Below are 13,694 nucleotides of genomic sequence, written 5' to 3'. Positions count from 1 at the left end.
CTGTGTCTGCGTGTTGATCGGCTTGGGGTTCGGATCCAAGAGCGGAGGCGTAAAGCATGGAAAACGCACCACAAGGCGTTCTGCCCGACGCGGATTATGGCAAGAAGCGGCTTGCGAAGCCCGGCAGGAACCGTCTGGGTGTCACTCTCGTCCTTGCAATCGCGGCCGGCCTGGCTCATGCGGAATCGCCGGATGCGAATGGATGGCGTTTTGCGATCGGGCCATACCTCTGGTTACCCAATGTGAGCGGAGCCTTCGGCTTCTCCGGATCGTCTTCGACCGGAGGTGGCAGACTCGACGTGGGAACGGGGCCGGACAGCTATCTCCAGAATCTGCAGTTCCTGCTCATGTTGCAGGCCGAGGCCAGCAAGGGAAACTGGACGATCCTGGCCGATGCTGCCTATCTGGATTTCGGTCACCAACAGACCACCGTCAATGCCGTCGGCGCGGGGAACGGTGCCAGGGTTGTCATACCGCGCGATGTGACAACCGGAACAGGCAGCAGCCTGAGCGGTGGCCTGTTCGGACTTGCTGTCGCTTATACCGGGCAGCGCGTGTCCTGGGGCACGATCGAACCACTCGGCGGGCTTCGGTACCTGAACCTGAGCGCGAACGCGAACTGGACACTGTCTGCCACGTTCACGGAACAAGGCGCGACGCTTGCGAAAGACGGGAGCCTGTCGCAGACGGCCAATATCATCGACGGCATCATCGGTGTTCGCGGGCGTATCCGACTTGGCGACTCGGGCAGATGGTACATGCCCTATTACCTGGACGTCGGTGCCGGCTCCGCCAGATATACGGTGCAGGCATCCGGAGGGGCGGCGTACGCAGCAAAATGGGGCGATGTGCAACTGACTTACCGCTACCTGACCTTTTATCTGGGTGGCGAYGACCTGGTGCAGAGGCTGACACTCAAGGGGCCCATGCTGAGTGCCGTGTTTCGCTTCTGAGCCCCTCGCCCTTTCAGGAAGACACCGTTTCGGGGAGCCTGTTGGCACGCGGGACACTTTGTCGGAGCCGGGGGAAATAGCCAGAACTGGCCCCTGTCACTTTGTCCGATCATCGATGCAGCGTCCGGGAGTTCTCCGTGGCAGATGCACCCAAGACAACTATCGGCGCGGGCGCGACCGCGCCGCCGGAGGATGCGCCGATGCGCGAGCCGGTGCCGGACGTGGTGGACCGGGTCTCCGAGATGGGCTGGCCCGGGAGCTGGTTGACGCGGTCATGTTCCTGGTTCGCACGCCGGCGGGACACGGCCGGCGCCTCTCCCTCGCAATTGCCGTCAGGAACTCGCTGGGTGGCTCGGATGCGAGCCGCCTCCATGTTGCTGGCCACCACGCTGGCCGTGGGCGGTGTCCGCGCACAGGAACCGCCCCAGCCCGCGCCGGACGGCGCAGCACAGCCTGCCGGCGCACCGTGGACTTTCTCGGCGACAGGCTACTGGAACATGCCGCGTGAGAGCGGCGACTACCTCAGCGGTATCTTCATTGCGGAAAAATCGCAGCTCCACCTCGAGGCAAGAACCAACTACGAGGCGAAGCACTCGCAGTCGGCATTCATCGGCTGGACATTCTCGGGAGGCGAATCCGTCCAGTTCAAGGCGACGCCTATCGTCGGATTCGTGGGAGGCTCCACGCATGGTGTGATCGGCGGACTCGAGGCCAGCGTGGCCATACGCAAGTTCGACTACTACATCGAAGCCGAATACTTGAATCCACATGGAGACGAATCGGGCTATCTCTATGCCTGGAGTGAACTCGGATTCCGCCCGATCGAATGGCTGAGACTCGGTGTCGTCGCCCAGCGTACCCGGATCTACGGGGGGAGCCGCGATCTCCAGCGAGGCGGCTTTTTACAGGTCACGGTGCGCAAGTTCACCGCAGGCTTTTACTGGTTCAATCCCGGCTCATCCGATCAGGTCGCGATCCTTTCACTGGGTGTCAGCTTCTAGCGTGACTCGCCTGGGTTATCCCTTCCTCTCTATCGCCCTGGCGCGCACGCATGGGCGGCCTTGCCGGACAATGCGGTCCGCGACGCCAGGCCCCGTGGTTGCCAAACTAGAATCGCACCACCACCAGCATGCCGTAGAACAGCACGGCCAGGAACAGCGTCTCGAGAACCATCAGCGCCACCGGCTTCCAGCCTACGGACAGGATATCCTTGAGGTGGGTCTTCATGCCGATCGACACCATGGACATGACCAGGCACCACTGCGAAGCAAACTGCCCCGCCTTTACCAACCCCGGAGGCAACCAGCCTGTGCTGTTGATCGCCACCAGCACCGCGAAGGCCACGGCAAACCATGGCAGCAGCGGCGGGCGCGGCCCCTTTCCGGCTTCCCCTTGTGCCCGCTGATGCCGCTGCGACAACCAGGCTGCCAGCGCGATCACCGGCAGCAGCATGGCCACGCGCATCAGCTTGATCAGCGTAGCCGCATCACCAGCTTCATGCGAGATGCTGTAGCCGGCCCCCACGACCTGGGCCACGTCATGGATGGTTCCGCCAATAAAGGCTCCGGCCTGCAAAGAAGGCAGGGCCAACAGTTGCGCGAGCATCGGATATAGCACCATCGCGACCGTCGATAGCGTGCTCACGGAAATTACCGTGAACAGCGTCGCGCGCTCCTTTAGCGGATGCTGTGGCATGGCTGCCGACAGGGCCAGCGCCGCGGAAGCACCGCAGATCGCCACGGCACCCCCGGTGAGCAAGCCGAAGAACGTCTGGAACCCCATCATTCGGGCCAGCACGATGCCGCACAATATGGTCAGCGCCACCGCCAATACGACCATGGCAACGGAGTGCCAGCCCAGCGCCGCTACCTGCGAGGCAGTGATGCGTAATCCCAGCAAGGCCACCCCCAGCCGAAGCACCTGCTTGGCACTGAAGTCAATACCGGAAGCAGTGGAGGATTCTCGGGACAGGAAGTTCAGCGCCATACCCAATAGCAAGGCGAACAGCATCACCGGCGCCTGGTAATGCGAGGCGAGCGACATGGCTGCGACTGTTACCACCGCGCTGATGACCATGCCGGGCAGATTGCCCCGGAACGTACTTAACAAGCTCGGATTCAGAAATTTCACGGACATGGATGTCTCTCCGACGGGTCGACGACGTTCGCCACCCATCTCGGTATCAGGCCCGCTAACTTTGGCAAACCGGGAAGCGCTGGCGGACACACTCTGCAAGTTCCCGGTTAGCAAGCATGCGACACGGGACCCGGTGCCCGCCATGCAACGGATGCCAACGACTTTGCATTCCATGCCACCGTCGATGGTGAGCCGCTCCTGAAGCACATCGCATCGGCATCCTGGACCAGTGCCAGCACCACCAGACATGCTGGCGAGGTGCTGCGGTCAGGCGGCGCGTTGCCCGGGGTGCTGCAGGCTGCCCTTCAGTTCCTCGCGTTCGGTGAAGGTCGGGTTGGCCTGCCAGCCGACTAGTTCGTCGTGCCAGCTCTCACACGCGTTCCGGTCGAACTCGAAGTCCTCATCCAGCCGCCCGCCGTCGCGCAAATAAGCGCCGATCACCTGGGTGCCATCCCAGTAGGCAACGGCCACGTCGGAGAAATCGGCCGTGGTTCCGATCGGCATGTCGCGTAGCAACATCGCCAGGTTTGCCTTGAACGCTCGGAATTCTTGGGAGGTCATGGCGGGCTCCGGTGCGGGGGAGGAAGATGATGGAAGGTTGCACCTGATCTTTCGGCGCGTCAATTTGGAGCGTTGACCGGCGCTTCGTGGGCTGATGCCACGCGTGCGCGTCAACGCTCACAGAGCGCCAGCTTGCGGGCCGCGATGATGGCCTCGTAGCGGCTTGACACCTGCAGCCTGACGAAGATCTTCTGATTACGGTGTCACGATGTTGAACCAGAACTCGAACGTATCGAGGTAACTCACCAGCTCGTCCAGTTTCATCTGGTTGCCGGTGACCTTCGCGCTACCGTTCTTTACTGCATCCGCCATCTTGGTCTGGCCCAGGATGACGCCGTTCAGCGTATCGCGTGACATCGTGATGTTGGCATCGGCCTGCTGCRCCTGCACGCCCGCAGTGTGATTGAGCACGCCGTTCTCAAGTTCCAGCAGGTAGGTCCCCTCCGGTTTGCCGAGGTCGACATTGAGCACGACATGAGCGTTGGCTGCCTTGGCGCGGTTGACGCGCACGCTGAGGTAGTCGAAGAACATCTCCGGCGTCATCGCCTTCACTGTATCGCCACTGGCCGTGTTCGGCGTCGGCAGCTTCTTCACGCCCTCGCGCAGTTCCTTGGCGCCGCTGAGGTAGAAGTTGCGCCACGGGCCGGACTCGGCCTGGTAGCCGAGTTGCTCGAGCGCATCGGCCTGCAGGGCCTTGGCGGCCTGGTTCGACGGATCGGCGAACACAACGTGGTTGACCACCTGCGCGACCCAGCGGTACTCGCCGCGGGCGTAAGACTGCCTTGCCTTGGCCAGCACAGCGTTGGCGCCGCCCATGAACTCGACGTAGCGCTTGCCGGCTTCCGCCGGCGTCAGCTCGTCCAGTGTGGCCGGGTTTCCGTTGAACCAGCCGAGGTAGAGCACGTAGGTCGCCTTGACGTCATGGCTGACCGAGCCATAGTAGCCCCGGTTGGCCCACATCAGCGCAAGGCCCGGCGGCAGCTTGAACTTGTCTGCGATCTCGACCATCGTCTCGCCCTGGTTGGCGAGATGCAGCGTTTCGTCGTTGATGTAGCGGTACAGGTCGCGCTGCTGGCGCAGTAGCTTGACGACGTTCTCGCGCCCGAAGGTCGGCCAGTGGTGCTGGGCGAACATGACGTCTGCCTTGGCGCCCCACATGGTCAGCGCCTGGTTCAGGTACTTGGACCACGGCAACGGTTCGCGGATCTTGGCGCCACGCAGCGAGTAGGTGTTATGCAGTGTGTGAGTGCAGTCCTCGGCGGCGGATATTGCGCGCTTCTCTTCGATATACCAGAGCATCTCCGATGGCGCTTCCGACCCCGGCGCCATCAGGAACTCATAGGTCAGCCCGTCGATCGTGCGCTTCTCGCCCGTCTTGGTGATGGTTTCGGTGGGAAGCAACAGCGTCACGGTGCCGGCAGATGTCGTGGTGCCCAGCCCTGCGCCCACCTGGCCCTTCGGGTCGGGCGGCAGCAGGTTTCCGTACATATAGCTGGCGCGGCGGCTCATGGCATTACCCGCCATGACATTCTCGGCGACGGCCGCTTCGAGGAAGCCTTCCGGCGCGTAGATCTTGACCTTGCCAGATGCCACATCCGCCGCGTCCACCACGCCGCGGACGCCGCCGTAGTGGTCGACGTGGCTGTGCGTATAGATAACCGCCTTGACCGCCTTGCGGCCCCGGTTGGCGTAGTAGAGCTCGATGGCGACCTTTGCCGTCTCTTGCGAGACCAGCGGGTCTACCACCGTGATCCCTTCCTTGCCCTCGATGATGGTCATGTTCGACAGATCCTGGTTACGGACCTGATAGATGCCATCGGTGACCTGGAACAGCCCGCTGATATTGATGAGCTGCGCCTGCCGCCAGAGGCTCGGGTTGACGGTGCCAGGCGCGGCCGATCCCTCCTTGATGAAGGCGTACTGCTGCGGATTCCAGATCGGGTTCCCCGACGTACCCTTGATGATGGCGTCCGGCAGCGCCGCGATAAAGCCGCGGTGCGCGTCATCGAAATCCGAGCGGTCGGCGAAAGGCAGCTCGCCAAGCAGCTTCTGGTTGGCGGCCCTGGTAGCACTGGTGGCGTCCTTGCGCGCGTCCTGCGCCATGCCCGGGCCGGCGTGCAACAAGGCGGCGGCCGCGGCCAGCGCAACGCCTCTGGCCAGTACGTTGCGATCCGTGGTCATTCCTTACCCCTGTTCCAATGTGTTTGAGGGCACCTCGAACGGGCACGCGCTGGCGTTGCCGAGTGCTGAAAAATACTCTGCCAAGGCAAGTGAAAACAGAAGTGAATTTTTTCGCTACGCGTTCTGAATTGAATCGCATGGCCCATGCCGCATGCCGCACATGTGCACCCGGCAAACCGGCGGGTGAAATGCGTATCGCCGAGCCGTGGCTTTATGGCCTGGCACTCCTCTCCACGACGCTCCGCGGCAGAGGACCAAGGAAGATCGCCTTGAGCCTCTCCCGGCCCAAGACGCGACCCAGCTCGGCGATCACGCAATAGTTGAGGATTAGCGTCACGAGCAGTATCTGGATCGCCCAGAACTGCGGCCAGTTGATTCCAACGAGCAACTGGTGGTTGGCGGCGGCCAGGCCAGGAGCGTCCTTCCAGTAGTCGTAGAGGCGTTCCAGGTAGTGCACGAACAACGCCACCACCATGTAGATCGCCGTCTTCCAGAGGACATTCCAGATCAGCGGCTTCTCGGGAAAGCGGTTGATGAACGGAAGCATGTTGGCAACGAGCACCGACTTGCCGAGGATCAGTGCAGCAAGGAGGACGGAGGCCGACGCAGGCAGCGAGACCCCTGTGCCGCGGAGCATCAGGGCACGGATGATCGCCACGACGTGGAGCGCGATAAAGAAGAAGATCGTCGGCGGCAGCATTTCCATGAATTCATGCTTGAGTGTGGCAGCCAGCTTACCCATCGCAGTCTCCTGAAGTGAATGCACCGGCCCGGCCCACCCAAGGTGCCGCAATCGACACAATCGAGCCTTGCCAATGCCAAGACACAATAGGACACCTTTCCCGGCCCAGCGCGGTAATTTGCCCGCGATGCGATTGAATTGCACCTAACCTTGAGTAAGCGATGATGCTCACCGCCATCAGCGCCGGCCAGTCGCCGGCGCATGCGTGGGGCTCTGCTTCGCCGCGTTTGCGTCCCGTATGGGCTTGCGTGCAAGTGCCGCCCATTCGGGATGTGCCCACGTATGCCCAACAACAAGGAGACGATCCATGGCCAGGGCGGACAACAAGAAACGCACCCAGAAGGGTGGCCAACCGACTTCCGCATCGATCTATCTCACCGCAGACGAGCGCGCCGCCAAAGGCCGGGCCCTGCGCGATGATGTGCCGCGCTCTTCCCAATCCGGCTGGAAGGCCGCGCGCAATCGCAAGGATCCGGTGGCACTGCTGGACGCATCGAACACGGGCCGGATACTGGAGCTGGTGCCGATCCGCTTCGGCCGCATGTCAGCCTCGCCCTTTGCCTTCTACCGGGGCGCGGCCGCGATCATGGCAGCCGACCTGGCAACCGCCCCCTCCAGCGGCATTCGCGTACAGAGTTGCGGTGACGCGCACCTGATGAACTTCGGCGGATTTGCCACGCCGGAGCGCAATGTCATCTTCGATATCAACGACCTCGACGAGACCCTTCCGGCTCCCTTCGAGTGGGACCTGAAGCGACTCACGGCCAGCATCGTGATCGCGGCCGACCATCTGGCACTACCCAGGAGCGACGCGGCACGCGTGGCGACTGACTCCGTGCGCGAGTACCGGGAGCGAATGCAAAACTACGCGGGGATGCGCGCGCTCGATGTCTGGTACGACCGCATCGACCTGCAGAAGTACGAGGACCGTAGCGGCGATCCCAAGATCGTCGAGATGACGCGCAAGCGGCTGGCCGAACGCATCGCCGCGGAACGGCGCAAGTCGGTACCCGACCACCTGTATCCGAAGTTTGTCGTGGAGGAAGGTCTGCATCCGAGGATCAAGGACGAGCCGCCGCTGATCTTTCATCCGTCTGAAGAACAGGCGCCCGGCCTGTCATCGGGCTACGAGGAGGCCATCGCGCGGTACCGCGAGAGCCTGCCCGACCATACGCGGGTGCTGTTCGACCGCTTTCACTTCTTCGACATGGCCATCAAGGTTGTCGGCGTCGGCAGTGTCGGCACGATGTGCGCCGTGTGCCTGTTCATGGCGGCCGATAACGACCCGCTGTTCCTGCAGGTGAAGGAGGCGCGGGCGTCGGTGCTGGAGCCCTATGCTGGCAAGAGCGTGTACGACAATCACGGCCAGCGCGTGATTGTGGGCCAGCGGCTGATGCAGGCCGCCAGCGACGTGTTCCTGGGCTGGACCCGGGGCAAGAATGGTCGGGACTTCTACATCCGGCAGTTGCGCGATATGAAGATGTCGGCCGTCATCGAGGACTGGGATAGCGGCATGCTCAGGCAGTACGGCCGGATGTGCGCCCATGCCCTGGCCCGTGCGCACGCGCGGACGGGCGACGCCGCGGTCATGGCGGGCTACATGGGCTCCGGCCAGACCTTCGATGACGCGATCGGCGAGTTCGCCACCGAATACGCATCACAGAACCGGAGCGATTTCCGGGCGTTTCTCGCCGCGATTCGGGAGGGACGCATCCAGGCGACGATCGAGGACATCTGATCTGCATGGGACATCATCGGGCCGGAAGCCGACAAGCTGCCGGCCCGCTTCTTATCTCGACGCCGAGGCTTGCGCCGCCTTAAGTGACGCGCCTGGACGGCGATACGGTGAACTCGCCCGGCTGCGGCGACCGCCGTTACCCTGGGTAGAGGTCAGGCGGCCCGGCGAACCTCCGCCGCCACCCCGGCCAGCATCAGGTCGAGGTTCTRCACTGCCGCCCCCGCGGCACCCTTGCCGAGGTTGTCGAACACCGCTGCCAACAGCACCTGCCCGTGCTCGCGGTTGGCGAACACGCCCAGGCGCAGGTCGTTGGTGCCGTTCAGCKCCTGCGGGTCGAGGTGCGTGGCGGCGGCCGATTCGGCGAGCGGCATCACCTCGACATGGCGGGCGTCGGCGTAGTGGTCGAGCAGGCAGGCGTGCAGCCTGTCGACGTCCGTGCCGGATGCCAGCAGGTCCAGCTCCAGCGCCACCGTCAGCACGATACCTTGCCGGAAGGCGCCGTAGGCCGGCACGAAGGCGGGGCGCCGTGCCAGGCCCGCGTGCTGCTGGATTTCAGGCGTGTGCTTGTGCGCCAGGCCCAGGCCATAGACCTGGAACGGCAGGGCCCGGGTGGCCTCCGGTCCCTCGTAGGCATCGACGGCGGCGCGGCCGCCCCCCGAATAGCCCGACACCGCGTGGATGGCGATGGGGTAGTCGTGCGGCAGCAGGCCGGCCTCCACCAAGGGGCGCAGCAGGCCGATCGCCCCGGTGGGATAGCAGCCCGGGTTGCTGACGCGCAGCGCGCCCGCGATGCGCTGCGCCTGGCCGGCGGCCATCTCCGGAAAGCCATAGGTCCAGCCGGCCTGCGTGCGGTGTGCCGAACTGGCGTCGATCACGCGCACCGCAGGATTGACGATGGACGTCACCGCCTCGCGTGCGGCGGAGTCCGGCAGGCACAGGATGGCGATGTCGCAGCCGTTGATGGCGTCGGCGCGGGCGCGCGCATCCTTGCGCTGGCCGGCGGGCAGCGTAAGGACGCGCAGATCGTCGCGTCCGCGCAGGCGTTCATGGATCTGCAGGCCGGTGGTGCCCTGGTCGCCGTCGATGAAAACAAGCGGTAGCGCATGGGATGGATCCTCGGAAGTGACGTGAAAGTGGCGGCCCCGGCCGGTTCGGCATCAGCTTTGCGTTGGTGCGGCCGCGGGTGTGGCGCGATCATGGAAGCGCCATCTTGCGCCACCGGATAGAATCGGAAAAGTTGAATTTCATGACGATGAAATTCACGAATCCTGAACGATATCCTCGTCAGCATTTACGCCCTTGACCGGAGTTCCGCCCCATGCGCGAGATCAGCCTGGACCGCCTGCGTACCCTCGTCGCCATCGCCGATCTGGGTTCCTTCGCCGAAGCTGCGCGCGCGTTGCACCTGGCTCCACCCACCGTCAGCCTGCACATTGCCGAGCTGGAAGCCCGCGTCGGCGCGCCACTGCTGACGCGCAAGCGCGGCGAGGTGCGTCCGTCGTCGATTGGCGAGACACTGGTCGATCGCGCCCGCCGCCTGCTGGCCGATGCCGACCTTGCGCTGGACGACGTGCAGCGTCAGGTGCAGGGGTTGACCGGCCGCGTGCGCCTCGGCGCCTCGACCGGGGCCATCGCCCACCTGCTGCCGCAGGCGCTGGCCATGCTGGCGGAGCAGCACCCCGACATCGACGTGCAGGTGGCCGTGCTCACCTCGGAGGAGACGCTGGCGCGGCTGGCCGCCGGCACGCTGGAGATCGGTCTGGTGGCCCTGCCACAGGCGCGCGTGGCGGGGCTGACCATCCGCCCTTGGCGGCGGGATCCTGTGCGGGCTTTCCTGCCAGCGAGCTGGCCCTGCCCTGCGCGCATCACGCCGGCCTGGCTGGCAACGCGCCCGCTGATCCTGAATGACGGCACCACGCGCCTGTCGCGCCTGACCGCCGAGTGGTTCGCCAGCGGTGGCCAGAGGCCGGCGCCGCGTATCCAGCTCAACTACAACGACGCCATCAAGAGCCTGGTGGCGGCCGGCTATGGCGCGGCCCTGCTGCCACACGAGGTCACCACGCCGGCGCCGGATGCGCGCGTGGTGATGCGGCCGCTGCGGCCGGCATTGTGGCGGCGACTGGGGTTGGCGCACAGCGCGGAACGGGTAGAACGTGCCACGGAATACGTGCTGGAGGCCCTGTGGGCGCTACGGGCGGGGTAGCGCCGTTGGCCACACGCCGACCGGCTGTTGTGCGAGTTGTGCGAGTTGTGCGAGGCACCCACCCGACTCGCGACAAGCGAAGTCGTCCTTTTCAGGTAGACCCAAGCCGGTCTCGAGTTTGTCTGGCTACGTTTTTTGTCCAGGGGAAGCTGGACCAGTACTTCCCGACAAACTCCTCAATCTCGCCACGGTGCTTCAGGGAGAGGCCGATGATGTCCAGCCCCTCGAGGAACATGCGGCGGTGCCTCGCGGACAGCTCAAAGGGATACTCCCCTGAAGGTGTCCGCACCCGCATCGCATCGAGATCAATCGTGATCACGTTGCCGCTATTCGCGTCCACGTCGTTCATCAACTGCTCAATGGCTTCCCGCGGCAACATTACCAGCAGAAGCTGGTTATTCATGGCGTTCGAATAGAAGATCTCGCCGAAGCTGGGTGCAATGACGGCGCGAATGCCAAATTGCTGCAGTCCCCATACCGCGTGCTCGCGGCTCGATCCGCAGCCGAAGTTCGCTCCGCCGATGAGGATGCCGGTGCCGGCGTACTCCGGGCGATTCAGCACAAAGTCCGGACGGCGTGCGCCGGTGGCGTCGAAGCGGTGGTCATAGAGAATGCCTTTGTCCAGGCCAGTCTTGTCGATGCCCCGCAGGAACTGCTTCGGGATGATCTGGTCGGTATCGAGGTTTTCGATGCGGATCGCCGCACCCTTGCCAGTGATGTGCGTGTACTCAGACATGGGAAGTCTCCAGCTTTCGGACGTCGGTGATCGTTCCGGTGATCGCCGCGGCGGCGGCCATGGGCGGGCTCATCAGGTGGGTGATGGCCCCGCGTCCTTGCCTGCCCTCGAAATTGCGATTGGTGGTGGAAGCGCAGCGAACGCCGTCGGCGAGCACGTCATCGTTCATTGCCAGGCACATCGAACAACCCGGCTGGCGCCATTCGAATCCCGCGGCGGTAACGATGTCGGCAATGCCTTCCCGTTCGGCCTGAGCCTTGACCGCGCCTGAGCCGGGTACCACCATGGCCCTGACCCCTTCGGCCACCTTCTTGCCGCGGACTACGTTCGCCACGGCCCTGAGATCCTCGATGCGTCCGTTGGTACAGGATCCGATAAAGACATGCTGGATCGGCGTGCCTTCCAACGCCGCCCCGGGCGTCAGGTGTGTGTACGCAAGCGCCCGTTCAACCGACCGCTGCTCGACTTCGTCGATCTGATCCTCGGGGAATGGAATGTGTCCGGAAACAGGTAGTACCTGGTCGGGGCTGGTTCCCCAGGTCACATAGGGCTCGACATCGCTCGCGTCAAACACATACTCCATATCAAACAGGGCGCCCGCATCGCTTTGCAGGCTTGCCCAGTATCGGAGCGCATCTTCACGTTGCGGGCCTTCGATGTCCACCGCACGGCGCAGCACGTAATCGGTGGCGACCGCATCTGGCGCGATCAACGCGCCTCGCGCCGCAGCTTCCACCGTCATGTTGCAGAGCGTGAAGCGTGCCTCGACGCTCAGATCCAGAATGGCCGATCCGCAGTATTCGACGACATACCCGCGTGCGCCTTGCGCGCCGATCGCACCGATGATCCTGAGAATGAGATCCTTGGCGGTCGTGCCGACCGGGAGCTTCCCGTCTACGCGGATGCGCATGGTCTTTGCCATCCGATAGACCAGCGTCTGGGTCGCCAGCACATGTTCGACCTCGGAGGTCCCGATACCGAAGCCCAGGGCGCCGAGCGCGCCATACGTCGTGGTATGGCTGTCGCCGCAGATCACCACCATGCCCGGCCGGATCATCCCGTGCTCCGGTGCAATCACGTGCTCGATCCCTTGCAGCGTGTCGTTGGTGTCGAACAGCGGAATCGCATGCCGGTTGCAGTTGTCCCGGAGGTTCGTGGCCTGCAGGGCGGAGGCGGGATCCGCGATCACCCGGATCGCCGTTGGGTGCGTCGGAATGATATGGCTGACGACGGAGACGTTTTGCCCGGGGATCAGCACACCGCGATCTTGCTCATGCAGCCCATGGAATGCCTGAGGACTGGTGTACTCATTCATCAGGTGCAGGTCGCAATACAACAGAACGTTGTCTTCATCAATTCTGGCGACCGTATGGGAGTCGACCAGCTTCTGGTACAGGGTTGTCGGGGTCATTGCTATACCTCTTTCAGGATCATTCCGCGGTGATGCCGCGCTGCTTGATCAATCTGGCCCACATGGGCATCTCCTTTTCCAGGCGTTGCCGCGCCGCCTCGGGCGTGCTCGGCGTCGCCTCGAAGCCTTCCTTGAGCATCCGGTCCCTGGCCGCCTGCGATGCCAGCGCGGCATTCAGTGCGGCGTTCAACTTGTCTACGACAGGCTTCGGCGTGCCCGCCGGCGCAAACACCATGAACCAGGTTTCAAACGTGTAATCGGACAGGCCCGCCTCGGCTGCGGTCGGGACATTGGGAAGCAGTGGGGAGCGCTTTGATCCGGTGACAGCCAGCGCCCGGAGCTTGCCGCTCTGGACATGTTGCTGGGCGGCGGAAACCACCGGGAAGCTCATGTCGACCTGACCGGCGATCGTGTCAACCAGGGCCGGGCCACCGCCGCGATAAGGGACGTGGACGATAGAGACGCTTGCCACAGACTTGAACAGTTCTGCGGACATATGAAACGTGCTCCCGTTGCCTGCCGAACCATAGGTCAGCTTGTCGGGCTTTGCCTTCGCAACGGATATCAGTTCCTGAAGGTTCCTGGCGGGCACATTGTTGTTGACCACCAGGACATGCTGCGAACTGGCGACCATGCCGATCGGCGCAAGGTCCTTCAGCGTGTCGTACGGCATGCGCGGGAACAGGCCCGGGTTGATGGCGAGCGAGACCGTTTGCAGTCCGATCGTGTAGCCATCGGGGGCGGCTTTCGCGACCGCATCGACACCGATATTGCCGCCGGCGCCGGCCCGGTTCTCAACCACGATGGTGCCGCCCAGACTTTTCGCCCAAGTGTCAGATACCAGACGCGCGGCGATGTCGGCGCTTCCACCCGGCGCGTACGGCACAATGAGCCGGACCGGTCGCTGAGGATAGGATTGCGCAGCCGCAGTGCCAGCGAACGTGGCACAAATCAGCGCTGCGGTGAGATGGGCAAACTTCATGGGCGTCTCCTGTGAGTATGAATCGTTATGGAAACCATCCTATCAGTTACC

12 protein-coding genes are annotated in these 13,694 nt (G+C 63.8%); 4 read left to right on the top strand and 8 right to left on the bottom strand.

From position 1 onward, the window contains the following. Positions 1 to 56: 56 nt before the first annotated feature. Positions 57 to 953 (top strand): hypothetical protein, encoded by an 897-nt coding sequence (locus AC1DO7_RS25410; protein ID WP_441614051.1) that lies wholly within the window; start codon positions 57 to 59, stop codon positions 951 to 953. A 137-nt stretch (positions 954 to 1,090) separates the two neighbouring features. Continuing rightward, a complete protein-coding gene (locus AC1DO7_RS25405) occupies positions 1,091 to 1,954 on the top strand; it encodes a hypothetical protein (RefSeq protein WP_441614050.1) in 864 nt (287 codons plus the stop codon). A 106-nt stretch (positions 1,955 to 2,060) separates the two neighbouring features. Here AC1DO7_RS25405 and AC1DO7_RS25400 read toward each other — a convergent pair whose 3' ends face one another. From AC1DO7_RS25400 to AC1DO7_RS25385, 4 genes are all read right to left on the bottom strand, one after another. Next, positions 2,061 to 3,089 carry a YeiH family protein gene (locus tag AC1DO7_RS25400; protein WP_441614049.1) on the bottom strand — a complete coding sequence of 343 codons (1,029 nt, stop codon included), beginning with the start codon at positions 3,087 to 3,089 and terminating at the stop codon, positions 2,061 to 2,063. A 267-nt stretch (positions 3,090 to 3,356) separates the two neighbouring features. Further along, positions 3,357 to 3,650: a hypothetical protein gene (locus tag AC1DO7_RS25395; protein WP_441614048.1), complete on the bottom strand. Its 294-nt coding sequence runs from the start codon at positions 3,648 to 3,650 to the stop codon at positions 3,357 to 3,359. A gap of 195 nt (positions 3,651 to 3,845) precedes the next feature. Next, on the bottom strand, positions 3,846 to 5,831 hold the full coding sequence (locus tag AC1DO7_RS25390) for an alkyl/aryl-sulfatase (protein ID WP_477116694.1): 1,986 nt from the start codon (positions 5,829 to 5,831) through the stop codon (positions 3,846 to 3,848). A 211-nt stretch (positions 5,832 to 6,042) separates the two neighbouring features. Then, positions 6,043 to 6,573 carry a hypothetical protein gene (locus AC1DO7_RS25385; protein WP_441614045.1) on the bottom strand — a complete coding sequence of 177 codons (531 nt, stop codon included), beginning with the start codon at positions 6,571 to 6,573 and terminating at the stop codon, positions 6,043 to 6,045. A gap of 307 nt (positions 6,574 to 6,880) precedes the next feature. On the opposite strand from AC1DO7_RS25385, the gene AC1DO7_RS25380 reads away from it, so the two are divergent. Continuing rightward, complete coding sequence (locus tag AC1DO7_RS25380; protein WP_441614044.1) at positions 6,881 to 8,311, top strand: DUF2252 domain-containing protein; 1,431 nt, start codon at positions 6,881 to 6,883, stop codon at positions 8,309 to 8,311. Between the two features lie 152 nt (positions 8,312 to 8,463). Here AC1DO7_RS25380 and argC read toward each other — a convergent pair whose 3' ends face one another. After that, a complete protein-coding gene (gene argC / locus AC1DO7_RS25375; RefSeq protein WP_477116698.1) occupies positions 8,464 to 9,396 on the bottom strand; it encodes an N-acetyl-gamma-glutamyl-phosphate reductase in 933 nt (310 codons plus the stop codon). A 233-nt stretch (positions 9,397 to 9,629) separates the two neighbouring features. Here argC and AC1DO7_RS25370 point away from each other — a divergent pair, with 233 nt between their 5' ends. Beyond that, on the top strand, positions 9,630 to 10,514 hold the full coding sequence (locus AC1DO7_RS25370; protein WP_441614043.1) for a LysR family transcriptional regulator: 885 nt from the start codon (positions 9,630 to 9,632) through the stop codon (positions 10,512 to 10,514). 91 nt (positions 10,515 to 10,605) lie between these two features. Here the strand turns inward: AC1DO7_RS25370 and leuD are convergent, their stop codons facing one another. From leuD to AC1DO7_RS25355, 3 genes are read right to left on the bottom strand one after another with little or no spacing between them, the layout of a single operon-like run. Continuing rightward, on the bottom strand, positions 10,606 to 11,250 hold the full coding sequence (leuD, locus tag AC1DO7_RS25365; protein ID WP_441614042.1) for a 3-isopropylmalate dehydratase small subunit: 645 nt from the start codon (positions 11,248 to 11,250) through the stop codon (positions 10,606 to 10,608). After that, complete coding sequence (gene leuC, locus AC1DO7_RS25360; RefSeq protein ID WP_441614041.1) at positions 11,243 to 12,661, bottom strand: 3-isopropylmalate dehydratase large subunit; 1,419 nt, start codon at positions 12,659 to 12,661, stop codon at positions 11,243 to 11,245. The genes leuD and leuC overlap by 8 nt, the downstream gene beginning before the upstream one ends. A gap of 19 nt (positions 12,662 to 12,680) precedes the next feature. Beyond that, positions 12,681 to 13,643 carry a tripartite tricarboxylate transporter substrate binding protein gene (locus AC1DO7_RS25355; protein WP_441614040.1) on the bottom strand — a complete coding sequence of 321 codons (963 nt, stop codon included), beginning with the start codon at positions 13,641 to 13,643 and terminating at the stop codon, positions 12,681 to 12,683. Positions 13,644 to 13,694 lie beyond the last annotated feature (51 nt).

This window comes from Cupriavidus sp. 05N40 (assembly GCF_056397305.1).
The sequence above is the reverse complement of the archived record's forward strand: the minus strand, read 5'-3'. Positions and strand labels throughout refer to the sequence as shown.